Below are 23,832 nucleotides of genomic sequence, written 5' to 3' on the forward strand. Positions count from 1 at the left end.
AAATTCGTGATGAAATTAAGCCAACAAGTAAGGCTGCAATTGAGGATTTAAGAAACAGTGGAGTTCATTCTCTCGTGATGTTAACAGGAGATGCTAAGGTTGTTGGTGAGGCTATTGCAAAAGAGCTTTCCTTAGACCATGCATATACCGAGCTACTACCAGCAGATAAGGTAGAAAAGTTTGAAGAGATGTTAGCAAAACGTGGTGAGAAAGACCAACTAGCATTTGTTGGTGATGGTATTAACGATGCTCCGGTTCTTGCAAGAGCAGATATTGGAATTGCGATGGGTGGTCTTGGTTCGGATGCAGCGATCGAGGCAGCAGATGTCGTTATTATGGATGATGACCCGGAGAAATTGGCAACCGCAATAAGAATCGCTCGTAAAACACTTCGAATTGTAAAACAGAATATTATCTTTGCCCTTGCTGTGAAAGGTATTATCTTAATCCTTGGAGCAATCGGATTGTCAAATATGTGGGAAGCTGTGTTTGCAGACGTTGGAGTCTCTGTTATTGCTATATTAAACTCAATAAGAGCGTTGAAAGATTAGAATTAAGTTTAGTGAAAACCCTAAGTCCTTTGTATAAAATACAAAGGATTTAGGGTTTTTGTATTGACAATGGAGAAAGTTTATTGATAAAAAGGTGTAATTGGTTTGTTAAGAATAATAACTGGTTAATTTAGGTTACTTACGGTATAATAAAGGTAAAATTTAGCGCGGTATTTTACAATAAATTAAAACCTTAATTAAGATAGTTACATAAAGGTGAACATGCATTAGACAGGAAAGGATCTAAGATGAGCAGAAGCGAAAAAGCAGTATTTACAAATATGTGTATGATAACAAACGGTGATAAAATTTTGGTTCAAGACCGCAAGAATAAAGATTGGCCGGGGGTCACATTTCCTGGTGGTCATGTAGAGGAAAATGAATCTTTTGTTAAGTCTGTAATCCGAGAAGTCAAAGAAGAGACAGGGCTTAGTATTAAGAACCCTATTCTATGTGGGATAAAACAATTTCAAACAAAAGATAGAGAGCGATATATAGTTTTATTTTATAAAACGGACCAGTTTGAAGGAGAATTAAGGTCCTCTGAAGAGGGAGAGGTATTTTTTATACCACGTGCTGACTTAAATAAGTATGTTTTGGCAGAAGATTTTGAGGATATGATTAAGGTATTTGAGTCAGGAGATATGAGTGAATGTTTTTACCATAAATCAGAGGGTGAGTGGATATTGGAGTTATTATAGCCCAAAGTACATATTAGAGGACCATTTGTGTTGATTTTACAACGTGATATCTGGTAATAGGAAAAATATTAAGTGATCAAAGGCTGAAAGGTAGCTTGATAATATATATTCGCAATGTGCAGATAGGAGATAACGATGGAAAATTTAAGAACAGGTGATTCGAATCAGATCACCAGAGATTACTTTGACTCATTGCTAGTTGAGATGAGGCATATTGACTCAGTAATACCATCCACAACACTGGAGCTTTATGGGGAAAGATTTGATACCCCTGTTATGATGGCAGCTTTATCACACTTAAATAAGGTACGAGAGAACGGAATGGTAGAGATGGCTAAGGGGGCTTATCTTGTAAATGCTGTGAATTGGGCTGGGATGGGAGAAGAAGAGGAACTAGAAGCAATTACGGCGACAGGGGCAAGAACAATTAAAATTATAAAACCTTATGCGGATAATCAGATTATTTTTAGAAAAATTGATCATGCAAAAAAGTGTGGTGCATTAGCAGTTGGAATGGATGTAGATCATGCTTTTTCAGGGAATGGGAAGTATGACAACGTTTTGGGACATCCAATGACTTCAAAATCCTTAGATGAAATTAAAGAGTTTGTAAAATCAACGGATTTACCATTCATAATAAAAGGTGTTCTTAGTGAGCAGGATACATTAAAATGTCTTGAAGCAGGAGTGAAAGGTATTGTAGTTTCGCACCACCATGGCATCATGAATTATGCGATACCACCGCTAAAAATTCTTCCTAGAATTGCTTCCATAGTAAATAAACAAATCCCTATTTTTGTGGATTGCGGAGTTGCTAGCGGGATGGATGTATTTAAAGCGCTGGCACTCGGTGCTACCGCAGTGTCTGCAGGTAGAATAATAATGGATCCTCTATCAAAAGACGGTGCAAATGGTGTAAAGGAAACTATTTTAAGAATGACAGAGGAACTAGCTGGTGTTATGGCTCGGACTTGTTCTTCTGATATTAATCATATTGATTCCTCTGTTATTCATGACAAGTAAATTGGCTTAACCATCTTATTTGTATCAGGGTTTTTTAAGGAAAAAGGGAAGGAGAATTGTTATGAGAATTGGTGGTGGAATAGAGAAACCGTATTCGAATCCTGAAGAATGGTATCAGCTAGTAAAGGAACTTGGATACCGTGCAGTACTATCACCCATTGATTATAGAGCGAGTCAGGACGAAAAAAGAGCGTATCTTCAATGTGTCAAAGAGCATGATTTGATTATAGGTGAGGTTGGGGCATGGAAAAATGCAATCGCTTTCAATGAGTTGGAAAGAAAAGAGGCTCTTACCTTTTGTAAAAATCAATTAGCATTGGCAGATGAACTAGGAGCAAATTGTTGTGTCAATATCTCCGGTAGCCGAGGAGAACTATGGGATGGTTGCTATAAGGAAAATTATCAGAGCGATACCTATGCACTAGTAGTGGATAGCATTCGTGAGATTATCGATGCAGTAAAGCCAACAAGAACATTTTATACAATTGAACCAATGCCGTGGATGGTTCCAGATTCTCCGGAAGAATATTTGAAGTTAATGAAAGATGTGGATCGTGGGGCATTTGGAGTACATCTTGATTTTGTCAACATGATAAACTGTCCAAAGCGTTATGTCTACCATGAAGAATTTATCAAAGAGTGTTTTGAAAAGTTAGGGCCGATGATTAAGAGCATTCATGGAAAGGATGTATGGATGGAAAATAAATATACAACCCTTATTCATGAAACCATGCCGGGAAAAGGTATCCTGAATTATCAATTGATTACGCGTTTATGTGAACAATTAGGGACAGATACAACACTATTTGTGGAACATCTACCGGATTTTGATAGTTATAAGCAAGCGGCAGGATATGTACGCCAACAAGCGATTTTTGCAGGAGTGTCACTACCATAAAGAATGAAAGTTAAAAAGAGAAGACATGGATAGATAACCCGTGTCTTCTTTTTTTTGTTCTATTTAATTTTTAAGAGAGCCTATATGCCGTATATTAAGGTATTACATATGGATCAGTTGAACTAAGTGGTACATTATCATTACCACTTTGTATTACTGTAACAATGTCTCCAGATTTCAGCTCATCTATTGGAGCACTTAACATGGAACGATTGATAAATTTAGTATCATATATTTTATCATTTACTGAGATTTTACTAAAGGGAGTGAAATTACTACCTGTTACGATTATTCTCGCGCTAACATCCTCCTCAGCTGCTTCACCTTCCGGTGGAGCTGGAACAAAGTGCGCTTCCGAAATTTTGATTGGAACAGTGCCCATTTTCAGCTCAGTTTTCGTATACGGATTTACCCCATTAAAGCAATCTAAGTCACCATATAACATATCATATTCGAGAACCTTTAACTCATCTAAATAAATATCGGAGTCTTTTTGTGTTTGATGAAGCTTTGTAATCAATCCATTATGAATGTCAAGGCGATCAAGAACATGTGCGGATAATTGGTAAGCCTCTAAATCCTCATTCTGTTTTGTCATACCAAAGTTATCCCATATAATATATTCAGTCTGGAATAAGGAACCATTCGATAAATCAGTTTCTCCAAGCTGAAAGCCTGGCAAATGATCACCATACATAATAAGTATTGTTTCTTCTTTTCGGTTTGATAAGGCTTCAATTAATTGACCTATAAACTCATCCATCTCTTTGATTTGATTTGAATAATAAAGAAGCGGATAATATAAACTATCAGAAAGATCTTCACTTAATGTTAAATCTATCCGTGGATTTTCAATAAGTTCACTGTCAGGGTAGCTTCCATGTCCTTGAACTGAGATACCATAAATCAAGTCTTGATTCTTAGTTGTATTTAGTATCTGTAAGATTTCCGGCGTAAGTACCTTATCTTTTGCCCAGTTATTTGGATTACGTTCAATATCTTGCATGTATTCAATCGAAGTAAAAGTGTCAAAACCTAACTGTGAAAATACAGAAACACGATCGTAAAAGGTACCAACATTATTGTGGATCGCATGGGTAGTATATCCGAGTGATTTTAAATTATAGGAAATACTTTCACAAGAAGTCTTTTGTAAAATTGTTTTATACGGATATTCACCAGGTCCAAAGAAATCCAGGTTCATCCCAGTGATAACTTCAAATTCAGTATTCGCTGTTCCTGCACCCACACTTGGAACACTTAAATACCCACTGGAAAACTTCTCTTTTAGTGCTCTGAAATTAGGTATAGGGTCCTCGGTGAAGGTAACTCCTTTGATATGTGTTGGATCAAAGAAAGATTCCAATTGTAAATAAATAATATTAGGTGTCTCTTTCGATGCTACCGTATCAGAGGTTGATGCAGAAATGTCGACCGGTGGTGTTGGAGTCAAGGTCGGAATCGGTGTAGGTGTCTCTGATGGAGCTGGAACTTCAGTAGGTAAAATATCGGAAGAACTAACTACCTTACCTTGTTCCACTCCTTCTACTATTGTATTTACAACATCTGTAGTGTAAATATTAGGTTTATTAATACCGGTATTAATAACGCTATTAACAAAGCAATAAGGAAGACCGTATTGATGGTATGCGTTTGCAAGGTTACCGAAATTTGCAGCCAATACATTGGTTCTTAGCCCAAGGTTTGTTAAAAGAGCTGAAGAAATTAAAGTAGTAGCAAAGAAGATTGTTATTTTTAACAGTGGTAAGCGGGTATCATAACGCTTCGCTTTTTTCCATACGATAACACACGAAAAAACGGTAAGTGCGAGTCCAATAGCAATTAACACCAGATGAAACCACTTCAAATAATACTGCCAAATCTGAATAGCAGATTTCATTAAAGTAATGTCAACAGCGGTAAATGGTGTTGTTCTAAAGCGTAAAAGAATAAAGTCAGTAACACCAATGGCAACCCAGCCAAGAGAAACCAAATAGTAAACAAACCATCTTCTCTTAAAGAATAAGGCAATGGATAGCGTTGCTAAGATAATAATAGTATTATATACAAATACGAGTGGATTCGTAAATAAGTAAGCTATGGCTTTCAACACAGAGCGGCGCGACATAATTTCAACAAAGATGTTGAGGGCTAGGGCTAAAAGCACACACTGTAAAAATGGTTTCTTACACTTAGTCTTTACTGAGTCCAATAGGGATTTCGCTTTCTGTGGTATGAGTTTCATATACTTGCCTCCAAGTAGTCGATGTAAGAGTTATTAGTGTCGATTATCAATGTAATGTTCTCAATTGGATAATTTTTTAATGCTAGGAAATGATTGTAAAAAATATCCTATCTTTTTATGCTACAACAGTTTATCATATTCTGAAAAAAAAGCAATAGCGCAATTCTTAAGAATTTTTAAGTAATTATAACGAATTATAGGACATTTTCACAATGGATCAAAAAAGATGAATATCCTACTGAAATCTGATTTCAAAAAGAGAAATCTTCTTTCAAAGAAAACTATGAAGTAAAATATTATTCGAATAAAAGTAAAATAAGTTACATACCAATAGAAAATTTATATAAATTTAATGTTTTATAAATAATATTTATAATTCATTAAGAAAAATATTTAAAAAAACTTTGGTGACATATTGAAGAAATGGTTTCTTTTTCATATAATAGAAAAACCATTATAAAATAAAGTAACTACACTAATTTGGTAGACAAACATTTTTTACTTGAAATAATTAGAAAAAGGTTGTAAAATCTTAACTTAGTGTGGGTGCTAATAATTTAACGCTAAGGGTATATCAGTTTGAGGGAGAGCAAAGATGCCTGGTGAAATGGATAGAAAGCGAAACATAAAATTAATCATAAGCTACGATGGGACAAATTATAGTGGTTGGCAGAGAATTCCTAAAGCAGCAAATGTTGATCATTCCATTCAAGGGTTACTAGAAGAATTGTTATCTGGGGTTTTGCTAGAACCAATTAAGCTGATTGGCTCAGGCCGCACAGATGCAGGGGTGCATGCTCTTGGACAGGTGGCAAATTTTTATTCGCGCTCCAATCTCGACGTAAATATTATAAGACAAAAGATAAACCAAGTTCTTCCGGAGGATATTAAGATACTACAAGCGAACGAAGTGGACTTAAATTTTCATTCTCGCTTTGATGCGGTAGAGAAAATCTATCAGTATATCATAGATACCAGAGAACGAGAAAACGTATTTTTTCGTAAATATTCATATGCTTGTGGTAAAGCTTTGAATATAGAAGCAATGAGGCAAGCAGCAAAACTACTCATTGGTACGATGGATTATAAGAGCTTCTGTACAGATCGTAGGGATGGCAAGTCGACTATCCGAACGATATCTGAAATAACGATAGAAGAACTACGACAGAATAGAAATCAACAGGGTATTATTTTTACGTTTCGTGGCAATGGTTTTTTGCATCACATGATACGTATTATTTCTGGAACACTGTTGGAGGTTGGGACACAAGAGAGAAGTGTGGAAAGTGTTAGACAGGCTATTTTGGGGAAAAAGAGAGAATATGCCGGACTAACACTGTATCCGCAGGGATTATTTTTAAAACAAGTCATCTATGAAAAAAATAGTTAGTACTTAGGTTAACGTAATGGTGCGAGGGTGATTAAATAATGATGGGTTGCAACTATAGACAAAAGATGCCATCATTTTAAATATTTTATGAGAAATAGGTTCTTATAATAGGTATAAATTCCTTGAATTTACAAACAATATAGTCATAGCAATATTTAAGTGACAAGCATCTTAGATTGAGAAGTAAATGGAGGAATATGCTACATGAAAGCAACAGGTATCGTACGACGCATAGATGACTTAGGAAGAGTGGTTATCCCAAAGGAAATTAGAAGAACTTTACGTATTCGCGAAGGGGATCCATTAGAAATTTTTACCGACCGTGAAGGAGAAATTATTTTAAAGAAATACTCTCCAATCGGTGAGTTGGGACAGTTTGCAAAACAATATGCGGATTCTATCGGTCATACGACTGGTCATATTGTTGCTATTACAGATAAGGATCAGTTTATCGCAATTGCTGGTTCCTCTAAAAAGGATTGGGTTACAAAACCAATCAGTAAAGAACTTGAGGCATTAATTAACGACCGTGAAACGGTAACTGCAGCGAAAGAAGAAAAAGGATTTATCCGTGTTTGCTCTGATGATGAAGATATTGCCTATGAGGTTATTGCACCAATTATTTGTGAAGGTGATGCTATTGGAGCAGTATTAATTCTTACAAGAGATGCAAAGACTAAGCTTGGCGAAGTTGAGAATAAACTTGCTGCTACTGCAGCTGCATTCCTTGGAAGACAGATGGAGAACTAATCTCTTAGGGAAAATAAAATAAGACAGGTTAGACATATAGCGGAGTAATTACCTTCTATGCTAAGGCATAGTACCAGTAAGGTTAATTTCTCCGCTTTTTTCGTAAGGTTATGAATCTTTGGTCACACTACGGTTTTAGATAAGGTAAGTGTGAAAATAAAAACAATTTTCACACGCAAATTTGTGCCTGCGTAATCCTCGGCACAAATTAAAAATACGCAAAAAAATGCGCAGGAATGAGGTTTTTATGCAGGAAAAACGTTATGGATTATTAACAGCTATTACTATGATTACTGGAATTGTCATTGGGTCCGGAATCTTTTTTAAGTCGGACGATGTACTTCGATATACCAATGGGAATATGCTTCTTGGTATCATAGTATTTTTAATCGCTGCAATAGCGATAGTTTTCGGTTCCTTAACTATCTCTCAGTTAGCAAGTAGAACGGATGAACCGGGAGGTTTAATTAGTTATGCCGAAAAATTTGTAAATAAACGAACCGCAGGGGCCATTGGATGGTTTCAACTTACGATGTACTTTGCTCCATTAGTTGGAGTGATTTCTTGGGTGACAGGGCTTTATATTTGTCAATTGTTTGGAATTGAGAGCTCACCAAAAAATAGTAGTTTGATTGGTTTTATCTTACTTTGCCTTATATTTTTATTGAATATTTTATCAGCTAGACTTGGTGGTACATTTCAAAATATATCTATGATAGTTAAGCTAATTCCATTAATATTAATTGCATTAGCTGGTTTATTTTTTGGACAAGCTCCTGAGATTATCTCAAAAGATGCTAGCGTAATGAAAGAGGCTATCACATCTCCTGGCTGGGTTGCTGCCTTTGCGCCAATTGCGTTTTCCTTTGATGGATGGTCAATATCTACTACAATATGCCACGAAATAAAAAATAGTAAGAGAAACTTACCACTTGCTCTAATCTTTGCACCACTTATCGTATTACTGTGTTACGTGTTATATTTTGTAGGAATCACCTCCTTAGTATCCGTAGATACAGTAATGCAACAGGGAAATGAGAGTACTTATCTTGCAGCAACTAAGGTATTTGGAAGTATTGGGGCAAGACTGATTTTAGTTTTTGTTATAATCTCTGTATTAGGTACACTAAATGGTCTTGTACTTGCTTATATTCAGCTTCCTTATTCACTTGCATATCGGGGAATGTTACCTTGTAGCAATACTTTAAAGAAGCAATCTGAGAAATTACATGGTATCCCAACCAATTCAGCCATCTTAGCATTTGTTCTAAGTTCTATTTGGATATTAATTAATTATCTTACTCAAAATGCAAATATGATTGGGGATGTATCTGAGGTACCAATATGCTTATGTTTATCATACTATATATTACAGTTATAAAGTTAAAGAGACAGGGTGAAATTAAGAGTATTTTTATGGGATATGTTGCACCAGTTTTAGCGATTATAGGTTCCATTATAATCGTAACAGGAACCTTATCACATCCGTCCTTCTGGATTTTTACTATCCTTGGGGTGATTGTTGCGGCTTGTGGTTTTTGGTATACTAAGAAATTTAGTGATTCGTAAAAGGATAGTAGTTTCTGGAAATTAAAACAAAAAATAAAAACATATTATAAAATTACGATGAGATAACAAAAGTTGCTATTGAAATTTTTACGAAGGTTCGTTATAGTAAGACGGCAAGCTAGTTATCAAAGTATAAGTATCAGTCCTTAAGGACTAGAATACCAAGGAATAGAAAAGGAGCCCTAACCGTGGAAGAACTTACGACATTTCAACGAATATACGAGGTAGTGAAGGAGATCCCTTATGGGAAAGTTGCTACATATGGACAGGTAGCAGCACTTGCTGGTAATCGCCAGCTTGCAAAGGTGGTTGGTTATGCATTGCATGTGAATCCGAATCCAAGCATAATTCCGTGTTATCGTGTAGTAAATGCGAAAGGAGAAGTTTCGAAAGCATTTGCCTTCGGTGGAGTAAATCGTCAGATAGAACTACTTGAAAAAGAAGGAGTGCAATTTCTAGAGGATGGAAGTGTAGATATGGAAGTATCTCGCTGGGCAAAGTTAGTGTTCTAAAAAAATAACAGGCATAGTCAATAGAATACCTGTGTAACATACATGGATTTCTTCTTCATAGCATATAGTTTACTAAATCTGAGGAGGAGTGATGGCCCATGTCAAAGAAAAAAGTATTAGCAATTGACGGCGGAGGAATGAAGGGCATTGTCTCCGCTGTTTTGCTACGCAGTTTAGAGGATAGGCTACAATACCATAGCAATAATTATAAAGCAAGGATTGCAGACTATTTTGACTTGATAGCAGGAACTAGTACGGGATCAATCTTGACAGCACTCTATTTGTTTCCAAATGAACGGGGAGAGTCAAAATTCTCTGCGAAAGAAGTATTAGAGAGCTATTATGAATACGGAGAGTACATATTTAAAAGACAAAAATTCTATCCATTCTGGGGACCTAAGTATACAAATAAGTATTTAGAGGAGATGTTACTGAAGTATTTTGGGGACGCAACCTTAGGAAGTCTTCGTAAACCTTGTTTAATGACCTCCTATGATACAACAACTCGAAGTGCAGTATTCTTTAATTCAGTCACAGGAAGAAAGGATGAAAATCGAAATTATTTCTTAAGGGATGCAATATTAGCCTCAACAGCAGCGCCAACGTATTTTCCACCAAGCTGTTTTCACGCAAAGGATAATTGCTATAACTGTCTAATCGATGGTGGAGTTTTTGCCAACAATCCAACACTTTGTGCATTAATTGAAGCAATGAAACTACCAGGTTGTGATGGAATTGGTGATACAATTTGTCTATCCGTTGGTAATGTAAAGAATACGAAGTCCTATTCCTATCAAAAGGTACGTAGATTCGGTCTTTTGCAATGGGCAGTACCAATCTTTGATATTTTAATGGATGCCAGCGAACAGACAGTAGATTATCAATTGAGAAAAATCTATAAATCAGTCAATCATCAGCAATATTATTACCGTATGGTATTAAATACGGAAGAGGAGATACCGAAGATGGATGATTGCTCAAAAGAGGCAATACATAAATTAACCCTGTATGGTGAAAAGTTAGCAAATCGTGAGAAATATCGTATCGATGAGCTTGCGAAACGTTTAGTGATCGAGAAAGATAACGATAATTTTGTATTTTAACCTCATCAGGGAAGTCCTCCGCTTCTTTAAACGGGGTAAGGACTTAAAAAGTACTATTTCTTGTTTTGAATAATAGATTAAAAATACCAAAAGAAGCTTAAAACTTCTTTTGGTATTTTAAATTTAAAGAATTGTTCACATTAGGAACAAATTTCTTACATATTTATTCCGTATAATAGTTATACTTGAGTACTTTTCTAGTAAAGAAAGGTGCAAAATGAGTTGAGATCTTTGGCAAGAAACTGTTAAAAAGGTTTTGCGGATAGAGGAAATTGTAGCATGTGTTTTAATTTCCTAATAATGGAGAAAATTATAGTTGATAGATTCTAATAAACTAGTTAAAGTAAATGTATGGATACCAAGAATCATGCTATTTGTTTTAAATGAACTTTCGTATGGATTTGGAGGACCATGATGAAAAATAGTCATACTATCTACTTAGAGATAAGTATAATACTTGTTGCAATACTGTTTTTTGGGTGCAGTAATGTTTCTTCAAATAAATCAGATTCTGAAGGAACGACTCAAAATCAAGAGCAGAATTCTGTAGATAATGCATCAAAGGATACAGTAAAGAATACTGGGGAGTCTTTATCAGCAGCCAATATGTCAGGGAATTTGTTAGAGGAAGGACTTTCGTTTGAATCAACGGATTATTATGAAGATTATAATGAAAGAGAAGTAAATTATATACAGTTAAATGATAGCTCCATTATATTTAGTGGAGAGGGTGCATTTGTCAGTGATAATAAGATTAGTATAAGTAAACCTGGTACTTATGTAATATTTGGCACGTTAAAAGAAGGTCAGATTATAGTGGAAGAAACGACAGGTGGTGTGGTACAACTAATCTTAAAGAATGCAACCATCCATTGCGAGAATAGTGCGCCTATTTATATCAAAGAGGCCGGTAAGGTTATAATTAGCATAGCACCAGGAACGAAGAATATGCTTACGGATGGCTTAGCGGATCATGATAGAAAGCTAAGTGATCCAAATGCTACCATATATTGTTCTTCAGACTTAACTATGAATGGGGCAGGAAGTCTTGTTATTAATGCAACTTATCAAAATGCCATATCTTCAAAAGGCGTTTTAAAAATCGTGGAAGGAGACTATGAAATTTGTGCTGTGGGACATGGAATTATTGGTAAAGAAGCAGTACTTATTGATGCTTCTAGGATTAAGATAGCCTCTGGATGGGATGGGATACGTACAAACAATGACACTGAAAATTCGAAGGGACTTATCTTTATCAATCGTGGTGAGTTTATGATAACCTCTGAGCAAGATGGAATTCAAGCGGATAAATATTTAGTGTTACAAAATGGAAACTATGAGATAACTACTGGCGGTGGAAGTACTGGTTCTGTAAAAAAAGAGAATAAAGAAGAACCGTTACTTAGTGAGCTGATGGAAATTACAGAGTACGATTATAGTAGGAGTGCAAAAGGTCTAAAAAGTGGAGAAGATATTCTCATTGGGAATGGTACCTTTACTCTAGACAGTGCAGACGATGCAATTCACAGTGATGGTAGTATATCGATTGAAAATGGGTCCTTTACAATAGCTTCAGGAGATGACGGTATACACGCGGATGCATCTTTAACTATTGCTAAGGCAAAGATTGCGTTAACATCTTCTTATGAAGGAATAGAAGGTTCCAAGATTGCGATAAAGAGTGGAAGTCTAAACATTATATCATCGGAGGATGGTATTAATGTTTCTGGTGGTTTAAATAGTAAGAAAGAGAACAATGATAAGGAAGAAGATACCTTTATTGAAGGGAAAGGGATTCTGTCACTTTCAGGTGGTATCGTAATTGTCTCTGCGGGTGGTGACGGAATTGATTCCAGAGGTTTAGTGACAATGACAGGAGGCACTTTAATTATTGAGGGATCTTCTAATGATGCAAATGGTGCTATAGTTTATAACGATGTGTTTGAAATGAGTGGCGGAACATTACTTGCTGTTGGAAGTAGTGGTATGACAATGGCACCATCGATCACATCAAAACAAAAATCTATCCTGCTTAATTTAAAGGAAACAGTAGAAGGGGAAACAGTCCTATGTTTACTGGAAGAAGAGGATAGAGCTCCAATTATGGCATATTTGCCATCAAAGTCTTATCAATCGGTTGTATATAGCAGTCCTTTGTTGCTTGAAGGAAAAAGTTATACACTATCTACAGGAGGAAGTACAACACCAAAAGAGGGTATGAATTTATATACTCCTAAGGCCTATGAGGATGGTATAGATAAGGCTTATATTACTATTCATGGTACCTTGACCACGTATGGTGAGATGAAAGCTCCGATTAAGCTGCCATTAGAAGGGATAATCGAATAGAATAGAAAGGAACAAAGGACATGAAGCTAGAGTATGATTTTGAACAATTGTGTGATATCATAGAGAAACTTCGCTCAGAAAATGGATGCCCATGGGATAGAGAACAGACTCACGATAGTCTAAAAAACTGTATGATTGAAGAAGCTTATGAAGTTGTTGATGGGATCAACCAGTTTACTAAGAATGGGGATTACGACAACTTAAGAGAAGAGTTGGGAGATGTTTTATTACAGGTAGTTATGCATAGCCAAATTGCAAAAGAGGAAGGTCTATTTACGGTAGAGGAAGTCATCGATGAGATCGCTAAGAAGATGGTGAGAAGACATCCTCATGTTTTTGGTGATGTTCAGGTGGAAGATTCTGCGGGTGTTTTAACCAACTGGGAGGAAATTAAGAAGGAAGAAAAAAAGGGTAAGACTGTAGAGTCCAGTCCACTTTATGTGCCAAGTTCTTTCCCCGCTTTGCTCCGAGCACAAAAAATAGTAAAGAAAAGCAATAAAATTAAAAATATGGTCTATACTAAAGAAGAGCTGTTCTCTAAGATGAACAGCGAAACAACAACTCTCCAAGCTTTATACCAAGAGGGGGCTTCCATAGAGAGACAAAAAGAGGCATATGGTGCACTTTTATATACGATGAGTAGTTTAGGATTGGATTTAAATATGGATGCAGAATCTTGTCTAACAGAAAAAATCAAAGAAGAGATTTCAAAAATGGAGTCAAAAATAAGCTAAATTTATAGTAGAGCCCTAAAATGGAAAAATTTGAGAGAAATTAGACGTTAAATTATCTACTTTTAAATGAAAATTTTTATAAATTTTATATTGTGTGAAAATTTAAAAATAGGGTTTTATGCCTATAAAAATAGCCAATTTCGGACTTAATAAACCACCAAAAAATACAAGTAGATAGAAATAGGCTTTTTTCTTCAAAAAACTCTGTCATTTTGGAAATAAATGCAGAAAATTCCTTGACAAATTGCCCTAATAAGTTTATAAATAGATTGAAGGTGATTTTTGAAGAAAAACCTACACCTAGTTGCCCGAGAAAGAGTAAGACTCAATCATGGGGAAGCGTGATACAAGACGGACCTAGAAGCAATTCCGCTTGTGAAAAAAACTATATTTAATAATACGTTAGAGGAGGAGTTTATCCATGAACAAAGCAGAATTAGTTGCAGCTATCGCAGAAAAAACAGAGTTATCAAAGAAGGATTCAGAAAAGGCATTAAAGGCATTTATTGATGTTGTTACTGAGGAATTAACAAAAGGCGAGAAGGTTCAATTAGTTGGATTTGGTACATTTGAAGTATCTGCTAGACCAGCAAGAACAGGTAGAAATCCACAGACAAAGCAGACAATTACAATTGCAGCTTCTAAGGCACCTAAGTTTAAAGCTGGCAAGGCATTAAAGGACGTTATCAATAAGTAATAGATTGCAAGCAAACGATTGTAAGCAATACTTGATTACAATTTGAACTTCTATAGATTATAGTTGTTCTGGTAAACATAAGAACATAGGCTGTTTTGAGGGATTCTTCAAAACAGCCTTTTTCCATAGTTAGTGTGAGTAAACAGATTCCCGTAAATGTAATTGCTATGAAAGGTATGGTTATTAGTATGAGATTGGATAAATATTTAAAAGTATCAAGGTTAATTAAACGTAGAACAGTAGCGAATGATGCCTGTGATGCAGGTAGGGTTTTAATTAATGATAAGCCAGCAAAAGCATCAACGAATGTTAAGGTTGGAGATGTAATAGAAATTGGTTTTGGTAGTAAAGCGGTACGTGTTGAGGTACTTGATGTTCAGGAAACAACACGAAAGGATGATGCTAAGGAGCTTTATAAATACTTATAATAAATGCTTTGTCTTTATAGAATTACTTCTGTAGTTCTTCACAATAACGTCCATGCATATATATGATAATAGCAGGGTAAGTGAAATGAGGAGCATATATGGAAGATAGCAAACAAGTAAGAAAGCATCAATTGAATTTAAATGATCGTAAGGAAGCGCTAATTACAGGTGTTCGTGATGTTCGCTCTTTTGATGATCATGAAATTATTTTAGAAACTGATCTGGGTATTTTGATGATTCGAGGTAGTGAATTGCATATGGGTAGGCTTACCCTTGAAAAAGGGGAAGTAGATATAAATGGACATATGGACAGCTTTGTTTACTCTGAGTTGAAAGGATTTACGAAGTCAGGAGAATCCGTTTTTAAGAGATTATTTAAATAAACGGAGGAATGCTTATGAATACATCCATCTTTCTAGAACTTCGATATCTTGCAGCTGCATCCTATTGGGGAATCATATTGTTTTTAGTGTATGACTTGCTTCGAATACTTAGGAATACCTTTCATCATGGGAAAATTGTGATTGGCATACAGGATATTTGTTTCTGGATTGTGGCAGGCATTTTAATTTTTCGAATGATGTATTTGCAAAATGACGGAATGATTCGATGGTACAGTACAGTTGCAATGGTTCTTAGTATGGTCTTATATCAGAAGATTTTTAGTCCAATGATCGTTGGATTAGGTACGAAGTTTACACTATTTATCAAAAATTGTATATTGCGGTTACTAAAACTACTTGTTTCGCCGATAATGTTTATAATATCAAAGATAAAAAAAATAATTCGATTTCTTTTTGGGAAATTCCGAAAATTTGGACGTTTTCTCGGAGGGAAAGTCAAAAAAAGAACTAATATTTTCAAGGCTTGTATAAGAAAACAATTGAAAAAGCACTTGAATAAGGTTAAAATAAATAAAAGGAAACAAGTGGAGGAAGTTCCTACGCCAAAAGTAGAACGTCCACGTGGAGTGTTAGAATTAATTACACAGCCACAGGAAAAGGGTGAGGTAAGTGAGAAGGAATAAGAAAAAAAGGAACGGTTTGAGATTAATTGGGTTGATGGTTATGATAATCTGTTTCGTAGTTCTTTATAAATCAACCGAACTGAAAAGAGAAGCTAGTGCTAAGGAGCAAAAAAAAGCCGAGATAGAGCAGTTGATCTCTGATGAGAAGGATAGAACCAAAGAGATAGAAGAACGTAAGTTATATCCAGGAACAAAAAAATACATAGAAGATGTTGCTAGATCACAGCTTGGAATGGTCTATCCAGATGAGATTATATTTGAACCAGAAAAAGAAAATAACAAATAGAGAAAAGGTGTCGGTTGTGAGCGATACCTTTTTCTTAATAAAAATGGATGAAAATACATGTTGACAATAAAAACAAAACAAGTTATAATTTGCTTTGTCACTTTGGCGAAGTAGCTCAGTTGGCTAGAGCATACGGTTCATACCCGTAGTGTCGGGGGTTCAAATCCCTCCTTCGCTATTCTAATAAAAAGCACAGGATAATCTCCTGTGCTTTTTTAATGTAATACTTTGGATAATTTAACCTCATCAGATAAGTCCTCCACTTCTTCAAGCGGGGGAAAGGACTTGCCTGTTTTAAAATGTCACTCAGTAAGAACCCATCCTGACCGAAGGAAATACAGCTCACAGAAAGAGTACCTACCGATATTCTTATACCGATAGGAAGTATAAACAACCCAGTCATAGGTAGCTAAGAATAGTAGAAATCTTATATGTGAATAAAAAAGTAAAAATGTGTTGTCGAACTAAGGATTACATAGAGGCAAAATTGCTTCAAAAGAATATCAAACGGAGTTAAATTAGGCATTCTTATGAAATTTGAAGTTATAAAAAAGTCGGGTAGAAGGTTATTTGAATTCAAGCATATAGGTTTAGAGTTGCATAATGAATAAACACAAAAAAAATTAGAGTCACAATATGTGGTAATACTTACTTGCTTCATTCTACTAGATAATGTTGTTTAAACCATAAAAGGTGGATTAGAAGAGTTATATTAAAAGGTGAGAAATTTAACAAAAAGTAATGGATAATTCGAGAATAACCTTCTTAAACTAATTGAATTCCCTAAAATCGATTTCCTAAGTGATACAAAAGGATAAATTGTCATAAAGTTTTTGGAATTGGTACATCAATTTGACAAACATTTTACGCCATCGGTTTTATAATCCTAAATTAAACCGCCTGTTTTATTCCTGCATGAAAAATAATTCAAACAAGGAAAATTCGCTAAGTGTATTTTTTCTTGTATAAAGTTAATTGCAGGAAAGCAGGGAGTAATACGGATTAGGAAGGACGGCGTTCTTATGAAGAAGAGAAGAAGCTGGTTATTGCCATTGGCAGGAGTTGTTGTAGCGTTAGTTACATTTTTTAATGCAAGTCCGAATGTTGTAGCAAGGTATCTGATTATAGCTACCATCGTTATTATATTGATAGGGATCGCGGCAGTGATTGTTGGCCTGCTGCAGGGCAGTGGTTCGGTTGACAATGGGGAAAATTATGTGAAAGATGAATTTCAAAACACAGCAAGAAAGAAATTAGAGGGTATTGCTGGGTCCTTTCATAAATTGGCGTCAAGCTTTGACTATATGGCATCCCCAAAAACTATATTAAATACAGAGGACATGCAGTTGGTACTCGAGGACATTAGTACAAACCTCTGTAAAAATTGTAAAAAATGTGGAGTGTGTTGGGAAAGAAATTTTAATCAAAGCTATCAAGCGACATGGAATCTACTTGAGATTGCGAAAGGAAAAGGAAATGTAACTGTGGATGATATGCCTGATATGTTAAGACTTCAATGTATTCAGGTTCCGGAGTTTGTGGAGGAAGCAAACCGTAATCTTAGTATGGCTCGCCTAAAAATGGTTTGGCATAACCGCATTGTTGAGAGTAGGGAAGCGGTGGCTGGACAGCTTGGGGAGATTGCAAAAATTGTAAAAGACTTCTCTGGAAATCTATGCGACACCGGTGAAGTAATAGAGCTAAAACGAAGAAAAATAAATCAAAAACTTCGTGTACATAGAATTAAAGTACAACGAGTCTTGATGTTTGAGCGAGAAAATCGAGGAATGGAGCTGCACTTAAGAGCAAGATGCAAAAGCGGTAGGTGTCTGACAACAAAGGAGGCAGCAAACTTAATTGGAAATGCTTTAGAAAAACGCCTTGTGCCTAGAGAGGATTCAAGGAATGTCATTGGACGAGAATACGATGATTATGTCTTTTGCGAAGATGCTAATTTTAAGGTATTAACAGGCGTGTCCAGAGCGTCAAAGAACAAGGGAGAATTAAACGGAGATAATTTTTCTTTTCTATACCCTGATAGTCAGGATGTTGTAATGATGCTTTCGGATGGTATGGGAAGTGGAAGCGAAGCTTTTGAAGAAAGTGAAACGGTAATTGAATTATTGGAACAGTTTTTAGAAGCAGGATTTCGGGAAGAACCTGCAATTAAGCTTATCAACTCAGTACTTGTTTTGCGTACCGAAAATTCCATGTCTTCTACAGTTGATTTATGTGTCGTTAACTTATGTGCAGGTACTTGTGAATTTGTAAAAGTCGGAGCAGCCACCACGTTCATTAAGAGAGATCATTTTGTTGAGTCTATAAGTTCGAACAGTATGCCAGCAGGAATTTTAAATCAAGTTGATTATGACAGTAAAAGCAAAAAGTTATATGACGGTGATTATGTAATCATGGTTTCTGATGGGGTGATTGATTGTGTTGAAGATGAGGACAAGGAGGGTTATTTTATAGATTTTATAAAAAACATTCCTTTTAAGTCACCGCAGGAAATTGCGAATGCAATTTTATCCGCTGCACTAGAAAAGCATGGTTATGTTCCAGCAGATGACATGACGGTCTTAGTTACTGGTATCTGGAAAAAGTAAATTGGAAGGTTGCTATTTTATAAAAGAAGATATAAAATACAGATAACCGTCTGAAGGATAGAAATAAGCTAATTATCGGAACACGATTTTAGTTTCGATAATCGGATTTACGGCGTAAATGAACGCCTTTTATCAGAAGTTTGAAAAGTAACTTCTGATAAGATTTAATACTAGGTTTAGAAATAGTCTTACTGAGAAAGACTTTAAGAGTACGTTAAGAAAGTTGTGAGGATGCAATGTTAAAGAAAGTGGAGAACTTTATAAAAGAACAGGGGATGCTTTCGCCTTTTGATACCGTTATCATAGGGGTATCTGGAGGTGCGGATTCGATATGCCTTTTAACATGCCTTCATAGGTTACGTGAACAGTATCATCTAAACCTGTATGCAGTTCATGTAAATCATATGCTGCGTGGGATGGAGGCGGATGAAGATGAAGCATTCGTTCGAACTATGTGTAACAGTTTATCCATTCCTCTTCACTGTGTTCGTGAGGATGTTAAGCGCATAGCAGAGCTTTCTGGGACTACGATAGAAGAAGCAGGAAGAAATTTGAGATACCTTAGCTTTGAACAGGAATGTGAACGTGTAAAAGCTCATAAAATAGCGGTAGCACATAATCGTAATGATAACGCGGAAACGGTGTTATTTCATCTGTTCCGTGGAACGGGTCTAACCGGTATGACAGGGATTCCGAAGAAGCGCGGTCAGATTATACGACCGCTTCTTTGCGTTACAAGAGGGGAGATTGAAACATTTCTTACCCATGAGCATATCTTTTATCGTATAGATAGCACGAACTTATCAAATGATTACACAAGGAATAAGATAAGACTTAGTATTCTTCCAATTGCAACAAATGAAATCAATGAAAGAGCGATAGAGCATATCACATCGTTATCCGACCAGTTATTAGAGGTTGCAAATTACCTAGAACAAGTGACAGCGAGAGAATTTAAACGAATTGCTACAGTATCTGAAGCGAAGGTAACGTTAGATGTAAGGGAATTTTCTACTTTTGAGGACTTAATAAAGCGTGAAGTCCTTCGAAAGGCAATCAAATCAATTAGTGGACTTAAAGATATTGAATCTATTCATCTCGTAGACGGAGTGAATCTGTGTAAATGCCAGGTTGGTAAGGAAATTCATTTGCCAAATCATATTATTGTTAAGCGAGGGTATAATACAATTATAGTTTATGATAGTCAGAAATACTCGGATAGAAATGATATGGTTAAGAATGACCTACTAGTCGATATTCCTCTTACAATTAAAAAAGAGGATTCTATGAAAAAAGGCACCGTTCAATTCGTAGATTTTTTGGGAAAACGCTTTGAAATAAGGCTGTTTCCATATGAAAATTCTTTGATTATTCCAAAAAATAGCTATACGAAATGGTATGATTATGATAAAATAAGAGATGCTGTTGTTTTAAGAACAAGACGTGAGGGCGATTTTCTTATGATCCATCCACAGGGTAAAACAAAAAGTTTAAAATCTCTGTTGGTTGATCAGAAAATACCGCGAGAGGAACGTGATAAGATACCCTTGGTAGCATGTGATAGTCATGTACTTTGGGCAGTGGGTGTTCGCTCAAGCGAGGCCTATCGTATAGATAAGGATACGAACTGGGTGTTATCCGTTACCACAGACAGATAGAAGCAAAGATAAGAGAAAGAGGTGCAATACAATGGCAGAAAATATAAAGGTACTCATATCAGAAGAGGAAATAAGCAAAAAGATTAAAGAACTTGGTGAAGCGATTAGTAAAGAGTATGCAGGAAAGACTCTACATTTAATTTGTGTATTAAAGGGTGGAGTGTTCTTTATGACAGAACTCTCTAAGCACATCACAATACCAGTGACCATTGACTTCATGTCTGTATCCAGCTACGGAGATTCTACGGTTAGCTCTGGACGTGTTAGAATTTTAAAAGATTTAGACGAAAGTATTGAAGGTCGTGAAGTTCTTGTAGTAGAGGACATCATTGATTCCGGAAGAACTTTATCATATTTGTTAGATTTATTAAAAAATCGCCAACCTAACAGCTTAAAGCTTTGTACTCTTTTAGATAAGCCTAGCAGAAGAGAGGTTGACGTTAATGTGGATTATACGGGCTTTCAGATTCCAGATGAGTTTGTAGTTGGTTACGGACTGGATTATGCCCAAATTTATAGAAATCTTCCATACATTGGAGCGGTTCAATCAGAATAACATAAAGGAGGTTTTGTATTGAAAAAGTCGATGAGGGGATATGGCTTTTATGTTATTATCCTACTAATTATTGTTTCAGCAGTCTATTTGTCTGAGAGTTTTGCTAGCAATAGCTCTGTAAAACACAGCTATGCGGATTATGTAGCAGATTTAAAAAGCGGTTCTGTAGCTTCTGTAGATATTTTTCAGAATCAAGAGGCGCCAACCGGCCGTGTTAAGGTTAATATGTCAGATGGAAAAAGTTATACCATCTATGTAACGAGTGCAGCAACTGCTGAAGCGGATGCAGCAGCAAATGGTATTGGTTCTTACGTACATGATATTGAGAAACCAAGCTGGTTTTTAACAAGCGTACTACCTTACTTAATTGGTTTTGTTATTATTATTTTAATGTTTTCTTTCCTAACCAGCCAAGTAAATGGTGGCGGTGGCGGTAATAACAAGGTGATGAACTTTGGAAAGAGCCGTGCCAAGATGACCATGGATGAAGGAAAAAATACAACATTTAAGAATGTTGCAGGTTTGGCAGAGGAAAAAGAAGAGCTAAAAGAAATCGTTGATTTCTTAAAAAATCCTAAGAAATTTATTCAGGTGGGTGCGCGTATCCCTAAGGGTGTTTTACTAGAGGGCCCTCCTGGTACTGGTAAGACATTACTTGCAAAGGCAGTAGCGGGTGAAGCAGGAGTACCATTCTTCTCTATCTCCGGTTCTGACTTCGTAGAAATGTTTGTCGGTGTTGGTGCATCCCGTGTTCGTGATTTATTCTCAGAAGCAAAGAAAAATAATCCTTGTATTATTTTCATTGATGAGATCGATGCTGTTGCCAGAAGAAGAGGTACTGGTATGGGCGGCGGTCACGACGAAAGAGAGCAGACCTTAAATCAGTTACTTGTTGAGATGGATGGTTTCGGTGCTAATGAAGGTATTATCGTTATGGCAGCTACCAACCGTGTCGATATTCTTGACCCAGCTATCCTTCGTCCAGGACGTTTTGATCGAAAGGTATTAGTAGGTAGACCAGATGTGAAGGGTCGAGAAGAAATTCTTGCCGTTCATGCTAAGAATAAACCACTTGGTGATGATGTTGACTTAAAACAAGTGGCTCAGACGACTGCAGGATTTACCGGTGCAGATCTTGAGAATTTGTTAAATGAAGCAGCGATTAGTGCTGCAAAAGAGGATAGAAGCTTTATTCTTGGTGAGGATATTAAGAAGTCCTTTATCAAAGTTGGAATTGGAACAGAGAAAAAGAGTCGTGTCATTTCAGACAAAGAGAAGAAAATTACTGCTTATCATGAAGCAGGTCATGCGATTCTTTTCCATGTTTTACCTGATGTTGGACCTGTTTATACAGTATCCATTATTCCAACAGGAGGAGCAGCAGGTTATACGATGCCGCTTCCAGAAAAAGATGAGATGTTTAATACCCGTGGTAAGATGCGTCAAGATATTATCGTAAGTCTTGGTGGTAGAATTGCAGAAGAATTAATTTTTGACGATATCACTACAGGTGCATCACAAGACATTAAGATGGCAACTAAGACTGCTCGTAGCATGGTTACTCGCTATGGTTTCACAGATAGTATCGGTATGGTAAACTACGAGAATGACGATGAAGAAGTATTTATCGGAAGAGATCTCGCACATACAAAGAATATGAGTGAAGCAGTTGCAAGTAAGATTGATGAAGAAGTTAAGAAAATCATTGATGATTGCTATAAAGAAGCAAAACGAATTCTCACAGAGAATATGCATGTACTTCATTCCTGTGCAGATCGCTTGATTGAAAAAGAGCGTATTACAAGAGAAGAGTTTGAATCTTTATTTGAAGTGCCAGAGGCTGTATAATCGAGATATGTAATTAAATAATAGCACCTGGATTCATAAGTGGATCCAGGTGCTTAATTATTGGCTAGAAATAATGTGAAATCGAACATCGCGGAAGGACTACTCTCTTGAACAAAGAAAAGCTTGGGCTAATGGGAATGTAAACCTTAAGGTATGGGATGAATGAGAATAACTAAGCTTGAGATTAGAAGCAAGGTTATAAAAATAACATGCAGAATATCGAATAGAGAGATAAAAAAGACAGGGCATAAAAGAGGGAACTTTATCCATGTTGAAATCTGACATATTTTACGTGCAATAAATAAAATGAATCGAATACGGTTGGCAATTTTACTAAAAACATTATTAATTTATTGTAAACTTTGTGCACACTTTATTACTACCTCATGCTATACTAATAAACGTAAACCCCAATACATTATATAGTTTTTGCTACACCCCATAAGTAACAAAAATACCTTCTCCGAAAAGGACAGCACCCGTGAAGCTGTCCTTTTTATTTTGTCAAAATTTGTCCATCGATGGTTCGTTTCTTAGATTTGTGCGGATGGTTTTTTATTGTAATGGGGATATTTATCATATAAAATAGAGGTACAAGGTTGTATATGACTAATTGGAGTGATGATGGTGTATCATGAGGAATGAGGTTAGGGAAGAGAGAATGGAAGATGGACAGTTAGATGTGGCCCCTTTTTGCAAAGAGGCTGTTTTTAGTGATGGAACTTTTATTTATCGAAGTCCACAGGAAGCCAATCTATTTGATCATGTGATGATCCGAATACGCGTTTGTCATAACAATTTAGATGAAGTTTGGCTGCGAAATAAGAATCAAAAACTTGGTATGAATCTTTGGCTTACGGAAGGGTTATTTGATTATTTCGAGGTAGCATTAGAGGTAAAG

General features: G+C 36.0%; 22 protein-coding genes, 1 tRNA gene and 1 pseudogene. 23 read left to right on the top strand and 1 reads right to left on the bottom strand.

Annotated elements, in window-relative coordinates; all coding sequences use genetic code 11:
• From RTP52_RS00350 to RTP52_RS00365, 4 genes are all read left to right on the top strand, one after another.
• Positions 1–551 (top strand): HAD-IC family P-type ATPase (locus RTP52_RS00350; protein WP_312368515.1); only part of this gene is annotated, 551 nt, incomplete at its 5' end.
• 248 nt (positions 552–799) lie between these two features.
• On the top strand, positions 800–1,252 hold the full coding sequence (locus RTP52_RS00355) for an 8-oxo-dGTP diphosphatase (RefSeq protein ID WP_312101835.1): 453 nt from the start codon (positions 800–802) through the stop codon (positions 1,250–1,252).
• A gap of 135 nt (positions 1,253–1,387) precedes the next feature.
• Complete coding sequence (locus tag RTP52_RS00360) at positions 1,388–2,275, top strand: alpha-hydroxy acid oxidase (RefSeq protein WP_312368516.1); 888 nt, start codon at positions 1,388–1,390, stop codon at positions 2,273–2,275.
• 61 nt (positions 2,276–2,336) lie between these two features.
• Positions 2,337–3,173 carry a sugar phosphate isomerase/epimerase family protein gene (locus tag RTP52_RS00365; RefSeq protein WP_312101829.1) on the top strand — a complete coding sequence of 279 codons (837 nt, stop codon included), beginning with the start codon at positions 2,337–2,339 and terminating at the stop codon, positions 3,171–3,173.
• A 94-nt stretch (positions 3,174–3,267) separates the two neighbouring features.
• On the opposite strand, the gene RTP52_RS00370 is transcribed toward RTP52_RS00365, so the two are convergent.
• Complete coding sequence (locus RTP52_RS00370; protein ID WP_312368517.1) at positions 3,268–5,418, bottom strand: LTA synthase family protein; 2,151 nt, start codon at positions 5,416–5,418, stop codon at positions 3,268–3,270.
• A 595-nt stretch (positions 5,419–6,013) separates the two neighbouring features.
• Between RTP52_RS00370 and truA the strand changes: the two genes are divergently transcribed.
• The 19 genes and pseudogenes from truA to RTP52_RS00465 all read left to right on the top strand — a co-directional run.
• Entirely contained in the window at positions 6,014–6,808 is a 795-nt protein-coding gene (truA, locus tag RTP52_RS00375) for a tRNA pseudouridine(38-40) synthase TruA (protein ID WP_312101822.1), read from the top strand.
• A 204-nt stretch (positions 6,809–7,012) separates the two neighbouring features.
• Positions 7,013–7,558 (top strand): stage V sporulation protein T, encoded by a 546-nt coding sequence (gene spoVT / locus RTP52_RS00380; RefSeq protein WP_312101820.1) that lies wholly within the window; start codon positions 7,013–7,015, stop codon positions 7,556–7,558.
• A 247-nt stretch (positions 7,559–7,805) separates the two neighbouring features.
• Positions 7,806–8,939 carry an APC family permease gene (locus RTP52_RS00385; RefSeq protein ID WP_312368519.1) on the top strand — a complete coding sequence of 378 codons (1,134 nt, stop codon included), beginning with the start codon at positions 7,806–7,808 and terminating at the stop codon, positions 8,937–8,939.
• 35 nt (positions 8,940–8,974) lie between these two features.
• Positions 8,975–9,127: a hypothetical protein gene (locus tag RTP52_RS00390; protein WP_312368521.1), complete on the top strand. Its 153-nt coding sequence runs from the start codon at positions 8,975–8,977 to the stop codon at positions 9,125–9,127.
• Between the two features lie 188 nt (positions 9,128–9,315).
• Positions 9,316–9,639 carry an MGMT family protein gene (locus RTP52_RS00395; RefSeq protein ID WP_312101816.1) on the top strand — a complete coding sequence of 108 codons (324 nt, stop codon included), beginning with the start codon at positions 9,316–9,318 and terminating at the stop codon, positions 9,637–9,639.
• 98 nt (positions 9,640–9,737) lie between these two features.
• On the top strand, positions 9,738–10,742 hold the full coding sequence (locus RTP52_RS00400; protein ID WP_312101813.1) for a patatin-like phospholipase family protein: 1,005 nt from the start codon (positions 9,738–9,740) through the stop codon (positions 10,740–10,742).
• A 414-nt stretch (positions 10,743–11,156) separates the two neighbouring features.
• Complete coding sequence (locus RTP52_RS00405) at positions 11,157–13,091, top strand: carbohydrate-binding domain-containing protein (RefSeq protein WP_312368522.1); 1,935 nt, start codon at positions 11,157–11,159, stop codon at positions 13,089–13,091.
• A 20-nt stretch (positions 13,092–13,111) separates the two neighbouring features.
• Complete coding sequence (locus RTP52_RS00410) at positions 13,112–13,825, top strand: MazG family protein (protein WP_312368523.1); 714 nt, start codon at positions 13,112–13,114, stop codon at positions 13,823–13,825.
• A gap of 421 nt (positions 13,826–14,246) precedes the next feature.
• Positions 14,247–14,522, top strand: a complete 276-nt coding sequence (locus tag RTP52_RS00415; protein WP_012198165.1) for an HU family DNA-binding protein — start codon at positions 14,247–14,249, stop codon at positions 14,520–14,522.
• 188 nt (positions 14,523–14,710) lie between these two features.
• Positions 14,711–14,950 (top strand): RNA-binding S4 domain-containing protein, encoded by a 240-nt coding sequence (locus tag RTP52_RS00420; protein WP_312101801.1) that lies wholly within the window; start codon positions 14,711–14,713, stop codon positions 14,948–14,950.
• A gap of 98 nt (positions 14,951–15,048) precedes the next feature.
• Positions 15,049–15,333, top strand: coding sequence for a sporulation protein YabP (yabP, locus tag RTP52_RS00425; protein ID WP_312368524.1), 285 nt, complete (start codon positions 15,049–15,051; stop codon positions 15,331–15,333).
• Between the two features lie 14 nt (positions 15,334–15,347).
• The gene (gene yabQ / locus RTP52_RS00430) at positions 15,348–15,977 is read left to right on the top strand and encodes a spore cortex biosynthesis protein YabQ (protein WP_312368526.1); all 630 of its coding nucleotides are present in this window, start codon (positions 15,348–15,350) and stop codon (positions 15,975–15,977) included.
• Complete coding sequence (locus RTP52_RS00435) at positions 15,964–16,263, top strand: FtsB family cell division protein (RefSeq protein ID WP_312368528.1); 300 nt, start codon at positions 15,964–15,966, stop codon at positions 16,261–16,263. Before yabQ ends, RTP52_RS00435 begins: the two co-directional genes overlap by 14 nt.
• Positions 16,264–16,367: 104 nt before the next feature.
• Positions 16,368–16,441 (top strand) — tRNA-Met (locus RTP52_RS00440).
• A gap of 844 nt (positions 16,442–17,285) precedes the next feature.
• Positions 17,286–18,869 (top strand): SpoIIE family protein phosphatase, encoded by a 1,584-nt coding sequence (locus tag RTP52_RS00445; RefSeq protein ID WP_312368530.1) that lies wholly within the window; start codon positions 17,286–17,288, stop codon positions 18,867–18,869.
• Between the two features lie 236 nt (positions 18,870–19,105).
• Positions 19,106–20,527 carry a tRNA lysidine(34) synthetase TilS gene (gene tilS / locus RTP52_RS00450; RefSeq protein WP_312368532.1) on the top strand — a complete coding sequence of 474 codons (1,422 nt, stop codon included), beginning with the start codon at positions 19,106–19,108 and terminating at the stop codon, positions 20,525–20,527.
• A gap of 31 nt (positions 20,528–20,558) precedes the next feature.
• Positions 20,559–21,083, top strand: coding sequence for a hypoxanthine phosphoribosyltransferase (gene hpt / locus RTP52_RS00455; protein WP_312103628.1), 525 nt, complete (start codon positions 20,559–20,561; stop codon positions 21,081–21,083).
• 18 nt (positions 21,084–21,101) lie between these two features.
• Positions 21,102–22,931 (top strand): ATP-dependent zinc metalloprotease FtsH, encoded by a 1,830-nt coding sequence (ftsH, locus tag RTP52_RS00460; RefSeq protein ID WP_330694262.1) that lies wholly within the window; start codon positions 21,102–21,104, stop codon positions 22,929–22,931.
• 634 nt (positions 22,932–23,565) lie between these two features.
• Positions 23,566–23,832: pseudogene (locus tag RTP52_RS00465) on the top strand (hypothetical protein); the annotation flags it as partial.

It is taken from the genome of Lachnoclostridium sp. (assembly GCF_031997925.1).
GTDB lineage: Bacteria > Bacillota > Clostridia > Lachnospirales > Lachnospiraceae > Lachnoclostridium.